We start from the raw sequence: 22,189 nt of genomic DNA on the forward strand, positions 1-22,189 counted from the left end.
AAGGGCTTCTGCCATCGTTTTAGATAACATTTGCTGTTGTACGCTGAACAAACACACACACATTTTTTTAAACTATCGACATTTTTTAAGGAGCACAAACCATGTCCAAATGTCCTGTAACCCACTTAACCATGAACAACGGCGCGCCCGTTGCCGATAACCAAAACAGCCTGTCTGCCGGTCCGCGCGGCCCGCTGTTGACTCAAGATATATGGCTTCATGAAAAACTGGCCAACTTCGTGCGCGAAGTGATTCCCGAGCGTCGTATGCACGCTAAAGGTTCCGGTGCTTTCGGTACGTTCACCGTTACCCACGACATCACTCAATACACCAAAGCCAAAATTTTCAGCCAAGTAGGCAAAAAAACCGAAATGTTCGCCCGCTTTACCACAGTAGCCGGTGAGCGCGGTGCGGCCGATGCCGAGCGCGACATCCGCGGTTTCGCCTTGAAGTTCTACACTGAAGAAGGCAACTGGGATATGGTGGGTAACAACACGCCCGTATTCTTCATGCGTGACCCGCGTAAATTCCCCGACTTGAACAAAGCGGTAAAACGCGATCCGCGTACCAATATGCGTTCCGCCACCAACAACTGGGACTTCTGGACCCTTCTGCCCGAAGCCTTCCACCAAGTAACCGTTGTGATGAGCGACCGCGGTATTCCTGCTTCTTACCGTCACATGCACGGTTTCGGCAGCCATACTTACAGCTTCATTAATGCACAAAACGAGCGTTTCTGGGTGAAATTCCATTTCCGTACTCAACAAGGCATTAAAAACCTGACTAACGAAGAAGCTGCCGCAATCATTGCCGATGACCGCGAAAGCCATCAGCGCGACCTGTATGAGTCTATCGAGAAAGGCGATTTCCCGAAATGGACCATGTATATCCAAGTGATGCCTGAAGCCGATGCAGAAAAAGTGCCTTACCATCCGTTTGACTTGACCAAAGTATGGCCCAAAGGCGATTACCCGCTGATCGAAGTAGGTGAGTTCGAACTGAACCGCAACCCTGAAAACTTCTTTGCCGATGTTGAGCAATCTGCCTTTGCACCGAGCAATCTGGTTCCCGGTATCAGCGTGTCTCCCGACCGCATGTTGCAAGCCCGCTTGTTTAACTATGCCGACGCACAGCGTTACCGCTTGGGTGTGAACCACCATCAAATTCCGGTGAACGCACCGCGCTGCCCCGTACACAGCAATGCCCGCGACGGTCAAGGCCGTGTTGATGGCAACTACGGCAGCACCCTGCATTACGAGCCGAACAGCTTCGGCCAATGGCAAGACCAAGCCCAATACGCCGAGCCGCCTTTGAAAATCAACGGTGATGCGGCACATTGGAACTACCGTGAAGACGACTCAGACTACTTCAGCCAACCGCGTGCGCTGTTCAACCTGATGAGCTGCGAACAAAAAGAAACCTTGTTCAAAAACACTGCCGCGGGTATGGGCGATGCGCTGGACTTCATCAAATACCGCCACATCCGCAACTGCTATGCTTGCGATCCGGCTTATGGTGAAGGTGTTGCCAAAGCTCTGGGTATGACTGTTGCCGACGCAATGGCTGCCTACAAAACCGACCCCGCTATGGGACAACCCGGTTTGTTGGACTTCAGCGATTACAAAGCATAAATCGTTGTTGAGTTTGAAACCTTATTGAATTAAGGTAATTGTAAAGGCCGTCTGAAACGCTCGTTGTTTCAGACGGCCTTTTATTTAAAAAGCTATACATTTTATACAGTAATACTTAATATGCATGAAAAACGTAAAAGGATTTTTATGCAAACCCAATCCTACCGTCTCACCTTCTCCCGCTTCAGCCCGTCCCTCTCCGTCGTCTCCTTCACCGCCACCGAAGCACTCAACACAGCCTACCGCCTCGACATCGAACTGACTTCCGCCGATGCCGACCTACCGCTGTCGTCCTACATCAACCAAGCGGCTAAGTTTACGGTAACGCCGGTAAGCTCTGATGCGTTGGGGTTGATTGAGGGAATGATCGCGCCCCAAGCGTTGAAGGAATGGAGCGGCATCATCACTTCCTGCGAGAAGCTGTCGGTATCGGCGGACGAGACCCGTTACCGCATGGTATTGGAACCCCGCATCGCCGCATTGAAGCATCACCGCACTTCGCGTCTGTTTCAAAACCAAAACGTGCCCGACATTATTGCTTCATTACTGAAACACCACGGCTTCTCCGGCGTCGATTTCCGCTTTAACACTTCCCGCGAATACGGTGTACGCGAATATGTGACCCAGTATCAGGAAAGCGACTTTGCCTTTATCAACCGGCTGTGCGAAGAAGAAGGCATCTGGTACGCCTTCGAGCAGAACGCCCAATATGGCGATGTGGCGGTATTCGGCGACGATGCCGCCCATTATTTTCGCGACAACCGTCATCCGTATCCCTACCGCCCCCATGGTGGGTTGGAGAGCGTCGGTGAAGAAGCGGTGTTCGCCTTACAGGTGAAGCACAATCCCATTCTCGAATCCATCCGCGTCGGCGACTACAACTACCGCGATGCCGATACCGATTTGTCGTCCCAAGTAACGGCTAAGGGTACGGAGACCGACAGCAGCGTTTTACTCGGCAGCGACAGCCATTGGGGTTTGCACCAAAAGACCCCCGCAGAAGCCCAACTTCAGACGGCCTTACTGCAACAGCTCGACCACAGCCGCCGTATCGTCGCATCCGGCAGCGGCAACATCACCGCCCTCAGCCCCGGCCAAGTGTTTCAGACCGCCCCGGCCTTCAGCGAAGCGCCCAACGGCTGGTTGGTGGTATCACTCACCCACAGCGGCAGCCGCGACCAAGCGTACAGCCATAGCTTTAGCGCCATTCCCGCCGACAGCATCTTCCGCCCCGAACGCATCACCCCGTTACCCAAGATCCAGGGCAGCCTACCCGCACGAGTCACCAGCCCCGGCAACTACACCTACGCCTATATCGACAACATGGGGCGCTACCGCGTCAAACTGCCGTTCGACCTCGACGAATGGAGCCCGGGCGGAGAAAGCCGTCCCATCCGCCTGGCCAAACCCTATGCCGGCCCCGACTACGGCCAACACTTCCCCTTACACGAAGGCACCGAAGTGATGCTGTCGTTCGTACAGGGTAATCCCGACAGACCCTATATCAGCGGAGTAATGCACGACAGTTCCCACCCCGACCACGTCCCTGCCGATTGGAACACCCGCAACGTCATCCGTACTTGGGCGAACAACAAACTGCGGATGGAAGACAAACAGGGGCAGGAACACATCAAACTGGCGACCGAATACGGCAAAACCCAACTCAACCTCGGCCATATCGTCGACAGCCAACGCCAAAAACGCGGCGACAACGGCGAAGGCTTCGAGCTGCGTACCGACAGCTGGGGTGCGTTGCGGGCGGGTAAGGGTTTGTTTATCTCTTCAGACGGCCAAAGCGGAGCACAGGGAACGGTATTAAACCGTGACCAAGCCATCGCCAATTTGGAACAGGCATTGTCATTAGCGAAGAGCCTGAATAAAGCCGCCAACACAGCCAAAGCAGAAGGAACCTTAACCGAAGAGCAGGAAGGCCGTCTGAAAAACTGTATCAAAGACTTATACCGACAAGTGATTTTACTGTCCGCCCCCGACGGCATCGCCAGCGCTACCCCGCAAAGCCAACTGCACACCGCCGGCCAACACATCCACCACATCAGCGGCGGCGACACCGACATCAGCGCCGGCAGCAACTTCACCGCCCATGCGGTCGGAAGCGTCAACCTGTTTGCCCAAAGCAGCGGCGCGAAGTTACAGGCCAATCAGGGCAAAGTGGAGATTCAGGCACAGAACGACGAGATGCAGATCAATGCGCTCAAGGATGCCACCATCACCAGCAGTGCGGGAAAAGTAACCGTGGCGGCAAAAGACGAAATCCTGCTCACCAGCGGCGGAGCGTACATTAAGATTAAAGACGGCAATATCGAACTGGGCTGCCCGAAGATGGTGTGGGTGAAGTGTGCGGGGTTTCAGGTGATGGGGCCGAGTTCTGCGGGGGTGAATATGCAAGGCATACCTGCCGTTGAAAAGTATGATGAGCAGTTCGTTTTACTTTCTCCTTCAGGTAAACCTAAGAAAAAAGCCCAATATGTAATTATCGATAAAAAGGGTAATGAATTTTTCGGCATTGCCGACGAGAAAGGCAGAACCGCCCGAATTCATACTGAAAATCAGGAAGAGCTAGAAATATTTGAAATCTTTGGAACTTATACTGAGGAAGACCATAGTGAACAGGATTAATAATTATGTCGGAATGTTATAAAACAAATGCAACTTCACAGTCACAGATGAAATTATGTTTGGAGTGCCAAAACTCATGGACCGAGGCACAGTTTGAAGCACTCAACCGTATGAAAAGCGCAGAAAGAGAAACTTATCTGGTTTGGTTTTCTCCTCAAGGAATCGTGCAGCGCAAAGGGCGCTTTAAAATCAAGAGCCATTATGCACAACGTGCTTACGATATTGCTGCTGTATATGCCAAGATGTATTTGGGCGCAGGGGAGTTTCAACAGTTTCCGTTTCTGAAAAAACATCCCGGCCTGTTTTATTGGATGGGGCTTGCCGCCTTTGCCAGTAAAACAGTAGGTTGCTCTTTAGAAAATCCGTGGGTGAAAGATCCCGGAAAACAAGTGAAGCGGCATATAGACACGCTGAAACATAAATCCAAAGTTCCATTACCTACTTCTGTAAATATGGTTACTTTACCCGTTCCGACTTTGGTTGAAGTATTCTCCTCAATGGACAAGATGCTGGGCAAAGGCAATATTTGGCTGTTTTTAGACGTGATGCCTTGGCATTATGTTTATGCCCAAGATAAAGAAACCTTCAAACTGTGCAGGGCGGAAAGGGCATATGCGAAGTTGCCGGAGGTGATGCGGGAAGATTTGGAAAGGGTGGACGGTTTTAAGGAAACCGTCGGCAATAAATCAATGGATTTTTCAGACTCGGGAAAGCAGTATATTTTAGAATCATTTCAGGCTTTGGATAATGCGCTAAAGAAAAGTCGCGCTCAAGATATAGCTGCTGCAAAACTGGAACATTTAATGCTTTTAGCCTACCACGAACAGGAAATCATTTTACAAAAAATCATGTATAACAGTTTTATTTTCAAAAAATATCTGGAAGTTTCACGTTATTTGGAAAAAAATCACCCCGATCTTTACCGCGAGATGCCGCAAAATGAACTGCATTTGGTAGCAAGTTGTAAGATCAAGCGGGGACAGGAGCGTTTTTTATCCGCTGCGCCGAAAGGGATTGTGTTGGAGAATTTGAATCAACGCATGAAATGGATCGGCAATGCAGCGGAGAAATACCATCGTTTGATGGGGGATGACCTAACCAAAACTTTTTTAGAAGAACAATTGCGTATTTTAGCGAACGGTAAAAAAGCCGATGGAAAAGATCATGCTTAAATATGTTGTTTATCCAGTTTTATCCATGATGGCTGTTATTTTTTTATTAGGAGCGTGCCAACCTATGCAGCAAGAACCTGCAAAAGATACCCTGCCTGAAACCGTGTCGATAACCCTCCCCGAATCTGCCCAACATTTTGCCAACCGTTTTGTGGGTTATATAGATGACGAATCGCCGGGAGAGCCCTATTCATTAACCAGTTATTCCGCTACCTTTCAGTCTGAAAAAACGGTTCTGTTTGAAAATGGTCAGTATTCATTCAAGTTGCCTTATGTGGGCTCGATTACCGCTTACGAGTTTGATAGAAAACCCTTTTTAGGTATTTCAGATTATGTGATTTATACCAATTTAGGAAAAGCCAGCAACGTCAGCGATGAAGAAGCCAGACAAAACTTTTACCGTTTGGTCAAGCAGATGCATCTGGCGGGGTGGAGAGATTTGATTTCTCCCGTGGATTCAAGAATTCAGATGAACCGTAAAAATGCCGCTGCTTTTTTCGGGATGGAAGACGGTTATTTTAGGGTAAAACCAATTACCGGTATTCCAACTACGATTGAGCTTACTCCGGACGAGTGGAAACAATTGTCTCATTTGTCGAATATCGGCACTCTATATGCAGACGGTGTGGTGGTGAGTTTTCGATTGGGTAAAGATAATGACGAGCAATACCGCGATAAATACGGAAACGGTCAATACGCACTCGTGGTAACGATTGAAGCTTATTGGAACCAAGTCCGTATGGATGCACAGGAAGAATTCGGTAAGCCTGCTTTTAATGATGCCGTAAAAAAGAAATACCAAACCTACGCAACGATTAGGAAATTAGAAGAAGATAAAGCCCGTGCGCAAGGGTTTGAAATCGACGAAAGTTATCAAGACCCACCGATTCCGCCGTTGATTGAGCTGCCGCGCGACGGATCGCGTTAAATACAGTAAGGCCGTCTGAAAAAAGATTCAACAGTTTCAGACGGCCTCTTGTTAAATCTTATCTGTTTCCTTGCTTTCAAATATCAGCCGGCAGATAAATGCCAATGCACACGACCATGTTTAAAAAGATATTGATTTATTTGTTAACGATGACGGTAGGTTTGCTGGGAGCGTGCAAACCCATGCAGCAAGAACCGCAAAAAGATACCCTGCCTGAAACCGTGTCAATAACCTTGCCGGAATCCGCACAACATTTTTCTCAAAGATTCATTGAAAATTATCAAGGGCCACCTGCAGATGCTGAGTTTTTTAATGTCAATGTTCATCCGGTATATTTTAATAGCGAAAAAACCGTTCTTTTTGAACATGGCAAACATACTTTCAAGCTACCTTATGTAGGAATGATCAATGCTTATGAAGACAGTGGGCATAAACCATTTTTAGGTATTTCGGATTATGTGATTTATGCCGATCTAGGCAAAGCCAGCAACATTAGCGATGAAGAAGCCAGACAAAACTTTTACCGTTTGATCAGGCAGATGCATCAGGCGGGGTGGAGGGATTTGATTTACCGCAGTGAGCCTAGAATTAAGCGCAACCGTAAAAATGCGGCTGCTTTTTTTGAAATTGAAGACGGCTGGCTAAATGAAAAATGGACTTCCGGTATTCCGACTACTATTGAATTGACAGCGGAAGAATGGAAAAAGCTTCCGCACCGTGCCAGATTGGGAGACTTATATGCGGATGGCGTGATAGTAAGCTTTTCTTTGGGTAAAGATGATTCCGAGCAATACCGTGATAAATACGGGAACGGTCAGTATGCACTTGTAGTAACGATTGAGGCATATTGGAATCAAGTCCGTTTGAATGCACAGGAACAGTTCGGTAAGCCTACATACAATGATGCTTTAAATAAACAATTCAAAAGCCATGCCATATACCGAAAAATGGAAGAAGATAAAGCTCGGGCGCAAGGGTTTGAAATCGATGAAAGTTATCAAGACCCACCGATTCCGCCGTTGATTGAGCTGCCGCGCGACGGATCGCGTTAAATACAGTAAGGCCGTCTGAAAAGCAGAGAATGGGTTTTCAGACGGCCTTATTGCCGAATATCGTATTGCTTATTTGTGAAGCCTGAATATGGTCGGCTACTTTTGCCGATCGGTTTGTGAACAAACGGATATAGCCAATCAAGCGCCGTAATTGGGTTGGAGCAAAGCGCATTGGGGGCGTTCGCGGCGGCTGCGGCGGCTGCGTCCGGCGATTTTGCCGCAGGCTGCTCCGGGGTCGGTGGCGCGTTCGGTTTGGCGTTCGTTGCGGCTGTCGCGTTGGCGGGCTTCGCGGGGAGGGCGCTCGCTGCGTTCGCGGCGGTTGCGTGTTGCAGCGGCCGGTGCGGCAGCGGTTTCGGCGGGGTTGCCCCACCAGCTTGGTTCGAAGCCTTCGATGCGTTCTACTTCGATGGTGCTGCCGGTCAGCTCTTTGATGGCTTCGAACATTTTTTGTTCTTGTTCGTCCATCAATGAGATGGCTACGCCGTCGGCACCGGCGCGTCCGGTGCGCCCGATGCGGTGGACGTAGTCTTCGGGCTGGGTGGGCAGTTCGTAGTTGATGACGAAGGGCAGTTCGGCGATGTCGAGACCGCGGGCGGCTACGTCGGTGGCAACCAGCACGCGCAACGAGCCTTCTTTGAAGGCGTTGAGGGTTTCGAGACGGTTTTGCTGCGATTTGTCGCCGTGAATGGCTTGGGCGGCGATTTCGCGGCGCAGGAGATCGCGGGTTACTTGGTCGACACTTTGTTTGGTTTTGCAGAACACAATCACTTGGTTCATGCATAAATCGACAATCAGCCGTTCGAGCAGGTTGCGCTTGCGCATGGTGTCGACGGCGATAACGTGCTGTTCGACGTTGGCGTTGGTGGTGTTTTGGGCGGCCACTTCCACTTGCTCGGGGCTGTTCATGAAGTCTTGCGCCAGTTTGCGGATGGGAGGGGCGAAGGTGGCGGAAAACAGTAGGGTTTGGCGTTGCTTCGGCAGCATCTGCATGATGGTGCGGATGTCGTCGATAAAGCCCATGTCGAGCATGCGGTCGGCTTCGTCGAGTACGACGATTTCGACTTTGCTGAAGTTGATGTTTTTTTGTTTTACATGGTCGAGCAGGCGGCCGACGGTGGCGACGACGATTTCGCAGCCGGCGCGCAGGTCGGCGGTTTGTTTGTCCATGTTGACGCCGCCGAAGAGCACGGTGTGGCGCAACGGCAGGTTTTTAATGTAGTTTTGTACGTTTTGGTCGATTTGGTCGGCCAGCTCGCGGGTGGGGGTCAGCACCAGCATGCGCACGGGATGCATGGCGGGGGAGGTGCTGGGGGTGGCGTAGCGTTTGAGCCGCTCGAGGCTGGGCAGCATGAAGGCGGCGGTTTTGCCGGTGCCGGTTTGGGCGGCGGCGAGAAGGTCGTGTCCGGCCAAGGCCTTGGGAATGGCGGCGGCCTGAATCGGCGTGGGGGTTTCGTAGCCTTGGTCGGTAAGGGCGGCAACGATTTCGCTGCCCAAGCCGAGAGATGAGAAAGTCGGGTTCATGGTTTTGTACTTTTGTTTTCGTTTCAGACGGCCTGTTTTGTTGGCGGATGCCGTCTGAATGGGTTAACGGTCGGGTAGGGCGTTGTGTTGTGATCAGGATACGGGAAGCCGGTGCTTAATCTGTGGTGGCGTTGCGTTGGGCTTCACCGGGGCGGGCGGTTTTGGTTGTTGCCTGCCGAAGAAAACGGGTGCTTATTATGCCATAAATTGCGGGGCTTTTTAGCTGGCTGAGCAGGCGGGTGTGTTTCTGTTCGGGGTTAAGGTATGAGGCCGTCTGAAAGCTTTGGTTCCCGACGGGGCAAGGGAGAAAATGTTTTATGGTTAATCAACTTAAGTTTAATAACAAAACCGTCATACCCGGGCTTGGCCCGGGTATATTGAGTTTCAGCAGATTTAGGAGATACTCGGGTCAAGCCCGAGTATGACGGGTGCGTTGTTTTTGAGTTGATTGACTATGGCGAAACCCGCAAGCTCGTTTTGGCAGGCGGCCTTATGTTTCAGACGGCCTTTTTCAATCGTTTTCCGTCGGCGGTGCGGTGAGTTCGATTAAAGGGGCGAGCAGGTCTGCGGTGATGTTCCAAAAGAGGGTGGAGGCGGTGGGGTCTTCTTCATCGCTGCCGAACACCAGTGCGACTTCGGGATAGCTTTTTTGGCCGGCCGTGTGCGAGCCGCCGTGGTAAAGCTTATAGGCTTCGCTTAAAGCTTTACTTTGGTCGTTGGTTTTATTCCATTCTTGGGCGGCTTTGTAATTCACGCGCGGGAAGAACGGCAGCGGGCGGCTTTGGCCGATTTGGTAATACTCCAGCCATTGTTGCAGGGCTTCGGCTGCTTTTTGTTGCGGAATCTCGATGAGGGTTTGCGGTTGTTCGGGCAGCAGGATATGGGTTTGGTACTGTTCGGTTTCAGACGGCCTCACGGCACAGAAAATCAAATGTTCGAGTAAAACGGCGAGCTGTTCGGGCGCTTTGAATGCTTGACCGGGGAAGTAAATCTGCCCGTGGCGGTAAAGATGGTTGAGGCTGCCTTCGAGGGTGTACGCGCCGACGGTAAGGGTGTAGGGCGCGGGCGGCAGTTTGGGGCTGGTCACTAAGGTGTGGTCGAGCGATTTGGCGGCGGTTTGAAAACGGTTTTGCCAAAGTGCGCCCAATTCGCCTGCGGGCAGCAGGCTTTCGGCTTGCAGGCGGCTTTCGAGGCGGTCGAAGTCTTCGTTATGGCGGCGGGCGGCGGTGTATTCGGCGGTGATGCGTGCGCTTTGTTGCGGCTCGAAAGGTTCGGCTGCGTCCCATGCTTGGTCGCGGTAGGGTTTCTGCCAATGCAGGGTGTTGTGCAGCCAGTTGCGGACGGGGTTTTTCCAAAAGCGGATAAATTCGTGGTGGGCAACGGTGTGGGCGGGTTCGGCTTCTTGCAGCGGCGTGCTGAAGAAAGGCAAGGGGGTTTCGGGCGGGCGGTTGAGGGCTTCGGCGTAATCGCTGCGGGTGCTGCCGAGGCCGTCTGAAAGGGCTTCGGGGGTGAAATAACGGTGCGAGAAGGGTTGCAGCGGGTGCTGTTTTATCCAATGTTTGTGCAGCTCTTGTGAAGAGCGGCCGGTCATGGCGGCGAGGGTGTCGATGAGTTCGCCGAGCAGGGCGGAGGGGGCAAGGGGCTGGTCGGTGCGGATGTCGCGGCCGATATAGGATAGGTAAAGGATATGGCGCGCGCTCATCACGGCTTCGAGAAACAGGTAGCGGTCGTCGTCGCGGCGGGCGCGGTCGCCTTTTTGCGGGTGGCGGGCGATGAGGTCGAAGGCGGCGGCTTTGGTGTTGCGGGGGAAATCGCCGTCGTTGAGGCCGAGCAGGCAGATCATTTTGAAGGGCAGGCTGCGCATCGGCACCATGCTGCAAAAGGTGATGCCGCCGCGTAGAAATCCGGCTTGGCTTTCGCTGTCGAGAAAGCGGCCGATGTGGCGGATAACGGTTTGGCGCGGCAAGGTGCCGGTAAAGCCTGCCAGTTCGGCTTCTTCCTGCCAGCGGGCGAGGGCTTGGGTGAGTTGTTGCCAAGCGTATTGGCCGTCGGTATCGGTGGCGGTCAGGGCGGCGGTAAGGTTGCGGATGCGTTCCGTCCATTCCGGCACGGAGGCGGGTTGCCGCCACAGGCGGGCGGTTGCGGTGAGGGTGCGGATAAGTGCGCTGAAGCGGCTGAGTACGGCGGTGTGGTTGGGGTTGGCGTGCCATGCGCTGATGCGCTGCCACAGTGGGTGGCGGCTTTCGGGCAGCATCCAGCCGAGGGCGAGGCGTTCCAGCCCTTGTTGCCAAGTAAACAGATTGTTGGTGCCGCCGCGCATGTGTTCGTCGGTGCCCCAGTGTACGTTGAGTGCGGCGATGGTGTCGTGCAGCAGCGGCAGGTCGTCGCGGGTCAGCTCGAAGCGTTGCAGCACGAGGTCGTTCTCGAGCAGCGGCAGCAGCAGGTTGATTTCAAAACGGCTTTCGAGCAGCTCCAAGGCTTGGGCGAGTGCTTGAAACAGGGGTTGGCGGCGGCTGATTTTAACGTCGGATACCGAATAGGGCAGGGCGCGGCTGCCTGCCTGCTGTTGCCCGAACACGGCTTCGATAAAGGGGCTGTACGGTTCGATATCGGGCGTGAGTACGGCGATGTCGTGCGGCTGCCAATCGGGATGCTGATCGAGCACTTGCAGCAGTTTGTCTTTGAGAATGTGCAGTTCGCGCAGGGGGCTGTGCGCGGATACGGCCTGTATCGAGCCGTCGTTCAAGTCGGGTTGGGGCAGGCCGTTTGGGTTTTCAGACGGCATCGACAGGGTTTGGATGTCGTATTGCAAGCGCCGCAGCAGCGTGGGAGAGGCTGTCTGAAAAGGTTCTTCGTCGAATACGGAAATTTCGTGCTTGGGTACGTCGGTGAGCGCGTCGAAAAAGTCGCGCCCCTGTTTGCCCAGCGAGGCGAGCAGGGGATGGCCGGACAGGCTTAAATCGGTGTCGTCTTCCTGCCGGAGGATTTGCGCCGCTTCAATCACGTTGCCCCAATAGCCGCTGCTGGGGTTGAGCGCGAAAATGTGCACGTCGCAATGCTCGGCCAGCGCCTGCAAAAGTTGCAGATACATCGGCGCCATGGTGGCAATGCCGAAAACGCAGTAACGGCGGGGCAGGTGCTGCGGGTCGAGCGAGTCGAGCAGCTGCCGCCACAAGCCGACGCGGTGGGGCGTGTGCTGCGAGCCGTCGTCGAGAAAACGCCACAAAACGGCCTGCCAGTTTTCGTCGTTGCCCAAGCCCATGCTTTTGCCTTGCTGCCAAGCGTCTATCCATTGCGGGCGGTACACGAGGTATTGGTCGAAAATATCGGCCAGTTGTCCGGCAAGCTGGTAGGCGGCGGTAGGGCTGTCGGCAAGATAGCTGTGCAGGGCTTCATGCACGGGCAGGTATTCGGCGGCCGTCTGAAAACCGCTGCTTTGAAACAGGTCGAGCAGCCGCCAACGCATCACTTCGGGTGAAAACGGGCTGAGTGCGGGAATGCCCGGAATAAACCGCCGCATCAGCTGCCATGCCAAGCCGGCGGGCAGGCTGAAATTCAGGTTGGCCGCAATGCCGGTTTCGCGCGCCAGATAGGTGTTGAGATACCGCCGCATGCCTTGGCTCTGCACCACGATTTCTTCCGGCTCGAAGGGGTTTTCGGGCGGTTGCAGGCGGTGTACCTGAGCAAACAGGGCGGCTAAGTCTTCGAGGCGGTTGGACTGGTAGAGGTAAAGCATGGCGGGTGCGGGGCGATAATTAATAGGGCGATTATAATCAAATACGGGCGGGGCTTCTGAAAAAAGCCGGGCAGGGTATAGTTCATCCGCTTCAATTTAATAATAAAACCGTCATGTTCCGGCATGACGCATTTGTTAAGTTGACTGACTGTATCGGGCGGTGAATCCGGGTAGTTTAAGGCCGTCTGAACCATACGTTTCAGACGGCCTGATGCTTTGGGTTTGTTGCCGGAAACTTAATCGGCAATGATATCGAAATTATTATCGGTGAACTTGGTGTCCGGCACTTTCACAATCAGCGGATCCACTTCGCCGATGGCTTTCAAGTCTTTGCCCGGGTAGTCGAGAGAGTGCAGGAAGTAGCGGATACAGTTCAAGCGGGCGCGTTTTTTATCGTCTGATTTAATAATCGTCCACGGTGCGTCGCCGGTGTGCGTGTGGAAGAACATCGCGTTTTTCGCATCGGTGTAGTCGTCCCAGCGGTCGAGCGACTGAATATCCACGGGCGAAAGTTTCCAGTGTTTCAGCGGATCGTCGCGGCGGGAAATAAAGCGGCGCAACTGCTCTTCGCGGCTCACCGAAAACCAGAATTTAAACAGATGGATACCGCTGGCCACCAGCATACGCTCGAATTCGGGCGTTTGGCGCATAAACAGCAGGTATTCGTGCGGCTGGCAGAAGCACATCACACGCTCTACACCGGCGCGGTTGTACCAAGAACGGTCGAAAAACACGATTTCGCCGGCGGTGGGCAGATTTTGGATATAGCGTTGGAAATACCATTGGCCGCGTTCGGTTTCGGTAGGCTTTTCCAAAGCCACCACGCGTGCGCCGCGCGGGTTTAAATGTTCCATATAACGCTTGATCGTGCCGCCTTTGCCTGCGGCGTCGCGCCCTTCAAACAGGCCGACGATGCGCTGGCCGGTGTCTTTCACCCAGCTTTGCACTTTCAACAGCTCGATTTGCAGCTTCTTTTTTTCTTTTTCATAAACGCTGCGGCTCATGCGTGTGCGGTAGGGATAATTTTCCGGAAGGGGTGCAGAACCGGAGTCTTCGGCGCTGACACGGCCTTTATGCTCCAAAACCGCTTTTTCAAATACTTTCAATTCTGCTTTTTTATCGCCCAGCGTTACCGGCTCGAAGGGTTTTAACTGCTGCTCTGCGGGTTGGTCGGTCATATCGGCTGCTCCTTTTGTTAAGTAGGTGATTAATATATATAACTATTGTCAATCTGATTCTACTCCTTTTTACATAAACAAACAAAAAACGCTAAAGGAAATGACAGCGTTTTTTGCCCGGCCGCCACACACCCCGCGCACCGAAAAAGCCGTCGGCAGCCGCCCGTTGCCGTTATAATAACGCCTTTTATCCACGCTACCCGCCATGCCCCATTTTGCGCTTTTAGACGACGCAGCCGCCAACCGCGCCCAACTTTACCAAACCCACACCGGCAGCCGTTTTTTCACCGCCGACGATATCGACGGGCTGGATACCGCCCTGCGCGAAGGCTGGCAGCAAGGTTGGCACGCCGTTTTGTTTGCCGATTACGAATTCGGCTTGCCGCTGCTCGGTCTGCCCGCACAACCGCCTGCCCATCTTGCCCTGCATTGGTTTGAACGCTGCACCGAAACCGACCCCGAAGCATGGCTGGCGCAGCACGGCGGAGAAGCGCAACCGTCAGGCATCGGCACTCCTGCAAATAACACCGCCGAAGCCGACTATCTGCAAGCCGTGCGCGACATTCAAGCGGCGATCGCACGCGGCGATACCTACCAAATCAACTACACCACCCGCCTGCACCTTACCGCCTACGGCAACCCCGTAAAACTCTACCGCCGCCTGCGCCAGCCCGTGCCTTACGCCGCCCTGAGCCGCCTGCCCGACCACCGCGGCGAAACCCGCTGGACTTTGTGCTTTTCGCCCGAACTCTTCCTCAACATCGGTTCAGACGGCCTCATCACCACCGAACCCATGAAAGGCACCGCCCCCATTCTCAACGACGGGAAAGACGAACAACGCGCGCGCGATTTGCAGGCCGACCCCAAAAACCGCGCCGAAAACATCATGATTGTCGATTTACTGCGCAACGACCTCGGCAAAATCGCCCAAACCGGCCGGGTGCGCGTGCCCGAACCCTTTAAAGTCTCCCGCTTCGGCAGCGTGTGGCAGATGACCACCGCCATCGAAGCACAGGCCAAACCGCACATCGGCGCAGCCGACATTTTCCGCGCCGCCTTCCCCTGCGGCTCGATTACCGGTGCGCCCAAACGCATGAGCATGCAGATTATCCGCGACATCGAAACCGCCCCGCGCGGCCTCTACACCGGCAGCATCGGCTTTCTCAACCCCTGCGACAGCGGTTTGGGATTCAAAGGCACCCTCAACGTCGTGATACGCACCTTGCAGCTTACCCCGCTTTCAGACGGCCTCTACTGCGGCGTGTACGGCGTAGGTTCCGGCATCGTTGCAGACAGCGTGCCCGAAGACGAATACACAGAATGCGGTTGGAAAGCCCGTTTCCTTACCGACCTTGCACCCGAATTCGGCATCTTCGAAACCATGCGCGTGCAGCAAAAACAATGCCCGCTGCTGCCCCTGCATTTAGGCCGTCTGAAACAATCCGCCGCCGCCCTGAACCTGCCGTTCCCCGATAGTATCGAACAGCAGATACACAGCTATCTCGCCCAATTGCCCGACCACGGCCTCTACCGCGTCAAAGCCGCCCTAAACCCTTCAGACGGCCTCAGCCTCAGCCATGCGCCGCTTAACGAATTGCCGCCCGGGCAAACAGTATGCCTGTCCGAAACTTCTTTACCGCCGCAAGACTACCTGCGCCGCTTCAAAACTACCTGCCGCAGCATCTACGACCACGGCTGGCAGCAAGCCGAACGGCAAGGCGCGTTTGACAGCTTGTTTTTCAATTCAGACGGCCTCCTGCTCGAAGGCGGCCGCAGCAACGTATTCGTCCGCCTCGGCAACGAATGGCACACCCCCGCATTGGATTTGGATATCCTCAACGGCGTGATGCGCCAAGCCGTATTCGCCGACCCGCAAACCCATCTCGGCACCGACACCGTACACCAAAGCCGTATTACCCGAGAAATATTGATGCAGGCCGACGAAATCCGCCTAAGCAACGCCCTGCGCGGCGTGTTTCCGGTGAAAATGGAAAACGCATAGACTGAGAACCTTTGCAAAACCCTCAGATGCGGATGCCGTTCAAGGCGTTGCAGCACAGCGAGTGCAAACCTTATATAAGGCTAAGCGGGCGAGCAGCGCACAACGCAGAAATGCGCCGCAGACGGGGGCAAAGGTCTCAGCCCTTACATCAAAAGAATGTAATCAAGGCCGTCTGAACATGTTCAGATGGCCTTTCATATAAATTTAAGCTTATATAGCGGATCAACTTAAAAATAGTACATTCGTCATACTTGGGTTTGACCCGAGTATCTTGAGTTTCAGCAAACTTGGAAGATACTCGGGTCAAGCCCGAGTATGACGCTTTTGTTATGAAACTTAAGTGGATTGACTATAGCGGCAAAGGTTACGGCCTGTGCCTGCCTCAAGCAAAAAGTATCGGTATTATCGGTTTTTTGCTGCGGCGGTATCAAATTCGGCCAGCGTGATGTCGAGCGTTTCGAGGCAGGGTTCCATCAGGTCGGACACCGCCACGTTAACGTGATCTTTATTCAACGCCGTCGGGCGGTACACAAACAGCTTGAACAAATCTTTCAATTCGATGGACTCGGCTTTGATTTTCAACACCCAGCCTTGTTTGCCGTTATACACATAACCGTGGCGAGCCAGTTTTTCGAGCAGTTCGCCCAGTTCGTCGTAACCCATATTGATAGACGGGCGGATATCTTGAACTTTTAAAGCCTTGCCTTCTTTTTGTGCATTATTGAGCAGCAGCAGGATTTTCAATACATCGTCGAAACGCCCGCGCGCATCTACGCCGCGGCGGAAGGCTTCGCCGCGCCAATACGACAGAGAAGCCGTCAGTACTGCGCCCGACAAAACCAGCATCCACAGCAGGTTCAGCCACAATAAGAAAAACGGGATGGCGGCAAACGCACCGTAAATCAGGGTATAGCCGTTAAACGTGCTGATATACCACGCAAAGCCGTAGCGCGCGGTTTCCAACAGCACAGCCGTTACCGCCGCTCCGATTAAGGCATGGCGGGCGGGCACGAAGCGGTTGGGTACAAGGCGGTAGAGCAGCCACAGCAAAAGCATGCTGAACAAAACCGATGCGGTAACGCGCACTATTCCCGAGATAATGGAAAAATCGGCGCTGAACAGGTTGTATTGCAACATGGCCGACCACAGCGAGCCGCCGATACCCAAGGCCAGCGGCCCCAGCGTGAGCAAGGCCCAATACACCAAAAACTGCATCACCAGCGGCCTTTGGGTGTTGACACGCCAAATGCGGTTGAAGGTTTGGTCGATGGTTTGAATCAGCATCAGCGAGGTTACGCCCAGCATGATCACGCCGATAACCGTGAGCTGGCTGGCTTTCTGTTTGAATTCGTTCATGTATTCAAACACCGTATCCACGCCTTGCGGCACCACGGTTTGATTGACGAAGCCTACGAATGAAGCGGAAAGGCTGTCGAACATGGGAAAGGCCGAAACCACGGCCAAAGTAACGGTAAGCACCGGCACAAGTGCCAGCAATGTTGTAAACGTAAGGCTTGCAGATACCTGCGGAACACGGATTTCATTAAAGCGTTTGAGCACAAACAAAGCAAAACCGCCCAAACGCGATTCGCGCACGGCTTGCAACCACGGTAAATTAAGCATACTCTTCCTTATTCTTGATGAAACAGCATTGTAGCGGAAAGTAGCAATGAACCCAAATCCCTTGAAAATACTTGTTCTGTATTATTCCCAACACGGCGGCACTCAAAATCTGGCGCGCCAAATCGTGCGCGGCATCGAAAGCGTGCCCGGATGCGAGGCTGTATTGCGCACCGTGCCCAAAGTTTCCGCCGTGTGCGAAGCCGTGGAAAAAGACGTACCCGACAGCGGCGCACCTTATGTTACTGCCGACGATTTGAAAAACTGTGCCGGTTTGGCCTTGGGCAGCCCCACCCGTTTCGGCAACATGGCCGCCGCCGTGAAATATTTTATCGACGGCACGCTTTCGCAATGGCTGGGCGGCGAATTAATCGGCAAACCGGCCACCGTATTCACCAGCACCGCAAGCATGCACGGCGGGCAGGAATCAACGCTGCTGACCATGATGCTGCCGCTTTTGCATCACGGCATGGTGATCAGCGGCGTGCCGTACAGCGAAGCCGCCCTTTCCGCCACCCGAACCGGCGGCACGCCCTACGGCTCGTCGCATGTTGCCGGACAAGACGACAAACCGGCATTGAGCGGCGACGAGCAGCAGATTGCATTCACACAAGGCAAGCGGTTGGCCGAATTGGCTGTTAAACTCGCAAAGCCCTTATCAAGCACACAGGCCGTCTGAAAACCGAAATCCTAAACCTTTGCAAACTTGCCCGCCGTGTGTTTTGAAGCGCATGCACATCGGGCGTTTGCAAAGGTTTTGCCCCGTATATTTTTGAACAACAGGAGAAAAACATGTCTGTTTTACCGAGCAAGCCCGCGCTGGAAACCGCGTTGAACCACCGTTCCATCCGTAAATTCACCGGCGAACCGATTGTCCCCGAAATGCTTGAAGCCGTGCTGAAAGCCGGCCAAGCCGCTTCGACTTCGAGCTTTATGCAGCCCGTGCATATCGTGCGCGTAACCGATATCGAACTGCGCAAACAGCTGCGTGCCGTCGGCGCCAACCAACACTATATCGAAACCTGCGCCGAGTTTTTGGTGTTCTGTATCGACTTTGCCAAACACAAAAAAATCGCCGCCGACGCGCAAACCGATTGGACGGAAATGACGCTGATGGGCGCAATCGACGCGGGCATCATGGCGCAAAACGTGCTGTTAACCGCCGAATCGCTCGGCTTGGGCGGCGTATATATCGGCTGCCTGCGCGACGACATCAACGCCACCGACCGCATTCTGAACCTGCCCGATAATGTGGTGCCGCTTTTCGGCATGTGCTTGGGCCACCCCGCGCAAGAGCCGATTATGCGCCCGCGTATGCCGCTGCCTTGCGTGGTGTCTGAAAACGGCTATACCCCGCTTAACGAATCCACTTATGCCGAATACGACAAAGTGGTGGGCGATTATTACCAACGCCGCAGCAATCTGGATTTGGACTTTACCAAGCAGGTACGCGCCACCTTGTGCAAAGAAGTCCGCCCCGATATTCTGCCGTTCCTGCAACGCAAAGGCTTGGCCAAGCGTTAAAAAGCGGGCGGAGGTTTCAGGCCGTCTGAACAGTTTCCGGCAAGCCGGCGGGATTTCCTGCCGGTTTGATTTTGCTAAGTAAGCGGTTTGATATATAAGTAAAATTTTTCTCTGCAAGATTATAGGGGCGGATTACCTATCCGCCCCTACGATTATGTTACTCAATAAGTAGTTTAGCTATATAAGGGAAATGATATGACCATCATGCAGCAAACCGTTTTGCGGTTGGTGTCGTTTTTTTCGGTGTTTGTTTTATCGTTGTCGCTATCGGCTTGCGGCAACGCCATTTCGGCAGAAGAACGTGCCGATTATGAAAAAATCGGCGAAGCCGTTAAAGCCAGCGGCTTGAACGGAGACAGCCAAAAAGAATTCGAACAAAAATTTGCCGCTGCCCGCAACAACGAAGAAGTGAGCGCGGTAGCTTTTGAAGCGGCCGAAAAATTGGAGATTATGGCTTCGCAACTGAAAGCATTTCAGCCCCAAAGCGAAAAAGGCACCATCATGCACGGCCATTTTTTGCGCGGTTCCAGCAAAGGAGCGGCACTGATGCGCAGATTTGCAGAAGCAGACGGCAATGATACGCAAGCATTGAAAGAGATTGAGGCAGAATTGGAAACGGCCAATCAAGAAATCGAACAAGGCCTTGTTTTATTTATCGAGATGACGGCGAGAAACATTCTTCAGACGGCCACAGACCAATACGGCAAATAACGCCAACCACCCCGCCGCCAATGCGGAGAAACAGCACACCCTAGCGCAATAACATTTCCTGCAACAGCTTCATGCCCCATTGCCAGCCGTGCAAATGCCCGTTCAGACGGCCTTCATGCGGCGACACCAACAACCGCGCCCCCCAACACGCCGCCTGCTGTTGCGCCCATTCCGGCGGGCAGGCGGCATCGTTTTTGCCGATCACCAACGCCGTCGGGCAATGGCAGCGCACCCGTTGCAGCGTGTGGCAATCATCGTCGGGAAGCGCCTCTTGCAGCGGCGACACCAGCATCATATTGCGTATCCGCTTTTGCGTGTTCACATCCGTCAAATACAGCCACGCCAGCCAGCCCGACACACCCGCGCCGTGGGCGACGACGGCGATATTTTTGCTGTGGATACTGCCAAAGGCCGTTTGAACCGCGTGCTGCCACCCGGCAATCGACTGCCCGCGCGACACAGCGGTCATACGCACCGTAGGGTAGCTGACCGCCCAGCGGTCTATCCACATTTCCGCCTCATCCGCATCGCGTATCAGCAGCAGGGTTAAATCTTCAAGGTCGTGGCTGTGCATGGTAGGGTTTTGTAGTTGGTTTGGTTTCGAGAGTGGATATTATGAAGAAGCGTTTTTACCTGTATTGTTTCTCCTGTGTATAATACAGACGTATTCTTTCTGAAAATAGTCTTTGGAAATAGAATTAATGAACGAAATAGCAATTAGGGAAAAATTACAGCAATTTTTGGAGATAAAGCATCGTAAAGACGATGCTGTTTTCATTCATGAATTACAAGTTGACAATGCTAATCGCCGTGCCGATTTAGTAATGGCAAATGGCAAGTTATGTGCCTTTGAAATCAAGAGTGAATTCGATAGTTTAGATAGATTGCCAGGGCAAATAGAGACTTATATGCATGTTTTCGAACAAGTTGTAGTTGTTTCGGCTTCTAAGCATGTGAAGAATATTAAAGAAATTCTTCCAAAAGGAGTCGGTTTGTTTGAATTCATTGATGGTAAATTTAAACAAATTATTCGGCCTAAAACTAATTCTAAACTAAGTTCATTAGCATGGGCTACTCATTTGACAAGTGCAGAGCTAAAAATATTACTTCGAGAGAATAATATCAATTATTCAGGTATTAAAAGTGAATTAATTGATAGAGTTAAGGAGATACCAACGAATGTAGTTAAAGTCTATACATTGAATATTTTGAAGAAAAAGTTTCCTAAACTTTTAGAAGCAAGAGCAAATAAAAAGGCAGAACATAAAGCTGATTGTGTTCTGCCTCAAAAATTAATAGGTGAGCCACATATAATAGCGAAAAAAAATACCCATATTCAAGTTATAGAGCTTCGTCATCAACGTCATCAAAAAATGTTTGAGAAATTTGGTGAGTCATATGAGTATTTGCCCTAACTTCAACCCATTTTGCAGGTGATCTTCCATGGATAGAATTCGGATCCGATGATGCTTCCAGAATTTTATCTTTCCCCCAACAATCTATTATGTTATTAATTATATCTAAATTAACGATGTGTTTTGCAAGAGGAGCGTAGCCGTTGCCATGTGTCTTAGGCATACGGAAGACTGCCCAATATTCATCAAAAGTGCAAAAGTCTATTCTTGCTGACCATCTACCTTCAGTTGCTGTATCAAAGGGAGAAGGATAAATAGCCGCGTAATCTCCAAAAAGAATATCAAAATCTTCAGCTAACTTAAGATACAGATCTTTTTCTTTTTGTTGAACAATACCTCCTTTGATTTCGTGGTTGCACCATTCTGGTATCTCTTTCATGGTTACTGCCGGAGATTGGGGAAAGCTGCTAGATAGTAAACATACCATAGGATTGTCCAGTTTATTGTTCAATTTTTCCATAAGGCTGTATGAATTTTCATAGCTTTCAGTTAAATTGTTTATATAACCTTGGTCTAGGAAAATCAAAGCATTATTTATACTGTCTAATGCAGAAACTGCTGAAATTGTTATTTCAAAGTCATCTTGATTTTTTACACGAAAAGCAATTTTTCCTTTTCTTTGTTCTAGGATGATTGCTTGTTTAATCACATCACGAGGAACAGAATAGCCTGAGATTTGAACTGCAGGTATGGCGTTCTCGTATGAAGAGACTAAATCAATCCAATTTTTAAAATGTGAGTTATGATTGAAAAGTAATTTATCATCGCTATTTATTTTATTAATTACAGTGGGTGAGCTTGGCAAGTGAAGAATATAGTTTTGATTGTAAGTATCTAAAATACTATCCAGTACAGTAGTTAACTTGGTTCCTTTTCTATTATGTAAGACAAAAGAAGGAATAATTTTTTCTTGGCAATCTTGAGATAAATTAAGAAAGGCTCCCTGTTCTGAGCTCCTTGTATGTAAGATGGGGTAATAAGTATAGTTTCTGAAATCTAATTCAATCATAGAAGTTCTCCTGGTTATTTTAATTATTAATATTGTTATCATAACAATATTAA

The 22,189-nt window shown here is 51.9% G+C and carries 16 protein-coding genes; 10 read left to right on the forward strand and 6 right to left on the reverse strand.

Annotation, left to right across the window (positions count from 1 at the left end; genetic code table 11):
• The first annotated feature begins 101 nt into the window (after positions 1-101).
• The 5 genes from AKG43_RS04960 to AKG43_RS04980 all read left to right on the forward strand — a co-directional run bounded on the left by AKG43_RS04960 (position 102) and on the right by AKG43_RS04980 (position 7,420).
• Positions 102-1,631 (forward strand): catalase, encoded by a 1,530-nt coding sequence (locus AKG43_RS04960; protein WP_054599457.1) that lies wholly within the window; start codon positions 102-104, stop codon positions 1,629-1,631.
• A gap of 147 nt (positions 1,632-1,778) precedes the next feature.
• Complete coding sequence (locus AKG43_RS12205; protein WP_197273119.1) at positions 1,779-4,268, forward strand: type VI secretion system Vgr family protein; 2,490 nt, start codon at positions 1,779-1,781, stop codon at positions 4,266-4,268.
• A gap of 110 nt (positions 4,269-4,378) precedes the next feature.
• Positions 4,379-5,440, forward strand: a complete 1,062-nt coding sequence (locus tag AKG43_RS04970; RefSeq protein ID WP_156300622.1) for a hypothetical protein — start codon at positions 4,379-4,381, stop codon at positions 5,438-5,440.
• Positions 5,421-6,368, forward strand: a complete 948-nt coding sequence (locus AKG43_RS04975) for a hypothetical protein (protein WP_231718113.1) — start codon at positions 5,421-5,423, stop codon at positions 6,366-6,368. Before AKG43_RS04970 ends, AKG43_RS04975 begins: the two co-directional genes overlap by 20 nt.
• Positions 6,369-6,484: 116 nt before the next feature.
• The gene (locus AKG43_RS04980) at positions 6,485-7,420 is read left to right on the forward strand and encodes a hypothetical protein (RefSeq protein WP_082402980.1); all 936 of its coding nucleotides are present in this window, start codon (positions 6,485-6,487) and stop codon (positions 7,418-7,420) included.
• Positions 7,421-7,558: 138 nt separating this feature from the next.
• Here AKG43_RS04980 and AKG43_RS04985 read toward each other — a convergent pair whose 3' ends face one another.
• From AKG43_RS04985 to ppk2, 3 genes are all read right to left on the reverse strand, one after another.
• A complete protein-coding gene (locus AKG43_RS04985; protein ID WP_054599460.1) occupies positions 7,559-8,941 on the reverse strand; it encodes a DEAD/DEAH box helicase in 1,383 nt (460 codons plus the stop codon).
• A gap of 511 nt (positions 8,942-9,452) precedes the next feature.
• Positions 9,453-12,677: an exodeoxyribonuclease V subunit gamma gene (gene recC, locus AKG43_RS04990; RefSeq protein ID WP_054599461.1), complete on the reverse strand. Its 3,225-nt coding sequence runs from the start codon at positions 12,675-12,677 to the stop codon at positions 9,453-9,455.
• 236 nt (positions 12,678-12,913) lie between these two features.
• Positions 12,914-13,855, reverse strand: a complete 942-nt coding sequence (gene ppk2 / locus AKG43_RS04995; protein ID WP_054599462.1) for a polyphosphate kinase 2 — start codon at positions 13,853-13,855, stop codon at positions 12,914-12,916.
• A 205-nt stretch (positions 13,856-14,060) separates the two neighbouring features.
• On the opposite strand from ppk2, the gene AKG43_RS05000 reads away from it, so the two are divergent.
• A complete protein-coding gene (locus AKG43_RS05000) occupies positions 14,061-15,857 on the forward strand; it encodes a bifunctional chorismate-binding protein/class IV aminotransferase (protein WP_054599463.1) in 1,797 nt (598 codons plus the stop codon).
• Positions 15,858-16,259: 402 nt separating this feature from the next.
• Here the strand turns inward: AKG43_RS05000 and AKG43_RS05005 are convergent, their stop codons facing one another.
• On the reverse strand, positions 16,260-17,480 hold the full coding sequence (locus tag AKG43_RS05005) for a YihY family inner membrane protein (protein ID WP_054599464.1): 1,221 nt from the start codon (positions 17,478-17,480) through the stop codon (positions 16,260-16,262).
• A gap of 46 nt (positions 17,481-17,526) precedes the next feature.
• Here AKG43_RS05005 and wrbA point away from each other — a divergent pair, with 46 nt between their 5' ends.
• From wrbA to AKG43_RS05020, 3 genes are all read left to right on the forward strand, one after another.
• Positions 17,527-18,156 (forward strand): NAD(P)H:quinone oxidoreductase, encoded by a 630-nt coding sequence (gene wrbA / locus AKG43_RS05010; RefSeq protein WP_054599465.1) that lies wholly within the window; start codon positions 17,527-17,529, stop codon positions 18,154-18,156.
• A gap of 113 nt (positions 18,157-18,269) precedes the next feature.
• On the forward strand, positions 18,270-19,001 hold the full coding sequence (gene nfsA / locus AKG43_RS05015; RefSeq protein WP_054599466.1) for an oxygen-insensitive NADPH nitroreductase: 732 nt from the start codon (positions 18,270-18,272) through the stop codon (positions 18,999-19,001).
• 195 nt (positions 19,002-19,196) lie between these two features.
• Complete coding sequence (locus tag AKG43_RS05020) at positions 19,197-19,712, forward strand: hypothetical protein (protein WP_054599467.1); 516 nt, start codon at positions 19,197-19,199, stop codon at positions 19,710-19,712.
• Positions 19,713-19,752: 40 nt separating this feature from the next.
• Here AKG43_RS05020 and AKG43_RS05025 read toward each other — a convergent pair whose 3' ends face one another.
• Positions 19,753-20,286 (reverse strand): alpha/beta hydrolase, encoded by a 534-nt coding sequence (locus AKG43_RS05025; protein WP_054599468.1) that lies wholly within the window; start codon positions 20,284-20,286, stop codon positions 19,753-19,755.
• A gap of 127 nt (positions 20,287-20,413) precedes the next feature.
• Here AKG43_RS05025 and AKG43_RS05030 point away from each other — a divergent pair, with 127 nt between their 5' ends.
• Positions 20,414-21,127: a sce7726 family protein gene (locus AKG43_RS05030; RefSeq protein ID WP_156300623.1), complete on the forward strand. Its 714-nt coding sequence runs from the start codon at positions 20,414-20,416 to the stop codon at positions 21,125-21,127.
• Here the strand turns inward: AKG43_RS05030 and AKG43_RS05035 are convergent.
• Positions 21,054-22,136, reverse strand: coding sequence for a hypothetical protein (locus tag AKG43_RS05035; protein ID WP_054599470.1), 1,083 nt, complete (start codon positions 22,134-22,136; stop codon positions 21,054-21,056). The two genes, AKG43_RS05030 and AKG43_RS05035, sit on opposite strands and share 74 nt — an antisense overlap.
• Positions 22,137-22,189 lie beyond the last annotated feature (53 nt).

Origin of the sequence: Neisseria sp. 74A18, from assembly GCF_001308005.1 — a bacterium.
Taxonomy (GTDB): Bacteria; Pseudomonadota; Gammaproteobacteria; order Burkholderiales; family Neisseriaceae; genus Neisseria; species Neisseria dumasiana.

Excerpts from the sequence above, each read along its gene's own strand:
- AKG43_RS05020 (WP_054599467.1), top strand. The coding sequence starts at position 19,197 with ATGACCATCATGCAGCAAACCGTTTTGCGGTTGGTGTCGTTTTTTTCG.
- AKG43_RS05000 (WP_054599463.1), top strand. The coding sequence starts at position 14,061 with ATGCCCCATTTTGCGCTTTTAGACGACGCAGCCGCCAACCGCGCCCAA.
- AKG43_RS04985 (WP_054599460.1), bottom strand. The coding sequence starts at position 8,941 with ATGAACCCGACTTTCTCATCTCTCGGCTTGGGCAGCGAAATCGTTGCC.
- AKG43_RS12205 (WP_197273119.1), top strand. The coding sequence starts at position 1,779 with ATGCAAACCCAATCCTACCGTCTCACCTTCTCCCGCTTCAGCCCGTCC.
- AKG43_RS05025 (WP_054599468.1), bottom strand. The coding sequence starts at position 20,286 with ATGCACAGCCACGACCTTGAAGATTTAACCCTGCTGCTGATACGCGAT.
- wrbA (WP_054599465.1), top strand. The coding sequence starts at position 17,527 with ATGAACCCAAATCCCTTGAAAATACTTGTTCTGTATTATTCCCAACAC.
- AKG43_RS04970 (WP_156300622.1), top strand. The coding sequence starts at position 4,379 with ATGAAAAGCGCAGAAAGAGAAACTTATCTGGTTTGGTTTTCTCCTCAA.
- nfsA (WP_054599466.1), top strand. The coding sequence starts at position 18,270 with ATGTCTGTTTTACCGAGCAAGCCCGCGCTGGAAACCGCGTTGAACCAC.
- AKG43_RS05005 (WP_054599464.1), bottom strand. The coding sequence starts at position 17,480 with ATGCTTAATTTACCGTGGTTGCAAGCCGTGCGCGAATCGCGTTTGGGC.
- AKG43_RS04980 (WP_082402980.1), top strand. The coding sequence starts at position 6,485 with ATGTTTAAAAAGATATTGATTTATTTGTTAACGATGACGGTAGGTTTG.
- recC (WP_054599461.1), bottom strand. The coding sequence starts at position 12,677 with ATGCTTTACCTCTACCAGTCCAACCGCCTCGAAGACTTAGCCGCCCTG.
- AKG43_RS05030 (WP_156300623.1), top strand. The coding sequence starts at position 20,414 with ATGAACGAAATAGCAATTAGGGAAAAATTACAGCAATTTTTGGAGATA.
- AKG43_RS04975 (WP_231718113.1), top strand. The coding sequence starts at position 5,421 with ATGGAAAAGATCATGCTTAAATATGTTGTTTATCCAGTTTTATCCATG.
- AKG43_RS05035 (WP_054599470.1), bottom strand. The coding sequence starts at position 22,136 with ATGATTGAATTAGATTTCAGAAACTATACTTATTACCCCATCTTACAT.
- ppk2 (WP_054599462.1), bottom strand. The coding sequence starts at position 13,855 with ATGACCGACCAACCCGCAGAGCAGCAGTTAAAACCCTTCGAGCCGGTA.
- AKG43_RS04960 (WP_054599457.1), top strand. The coding sequence starts at position 102 with ATGTCCAAATGTCCTGTAACCCACTTAACCATGAACAACGGCGCGCCC.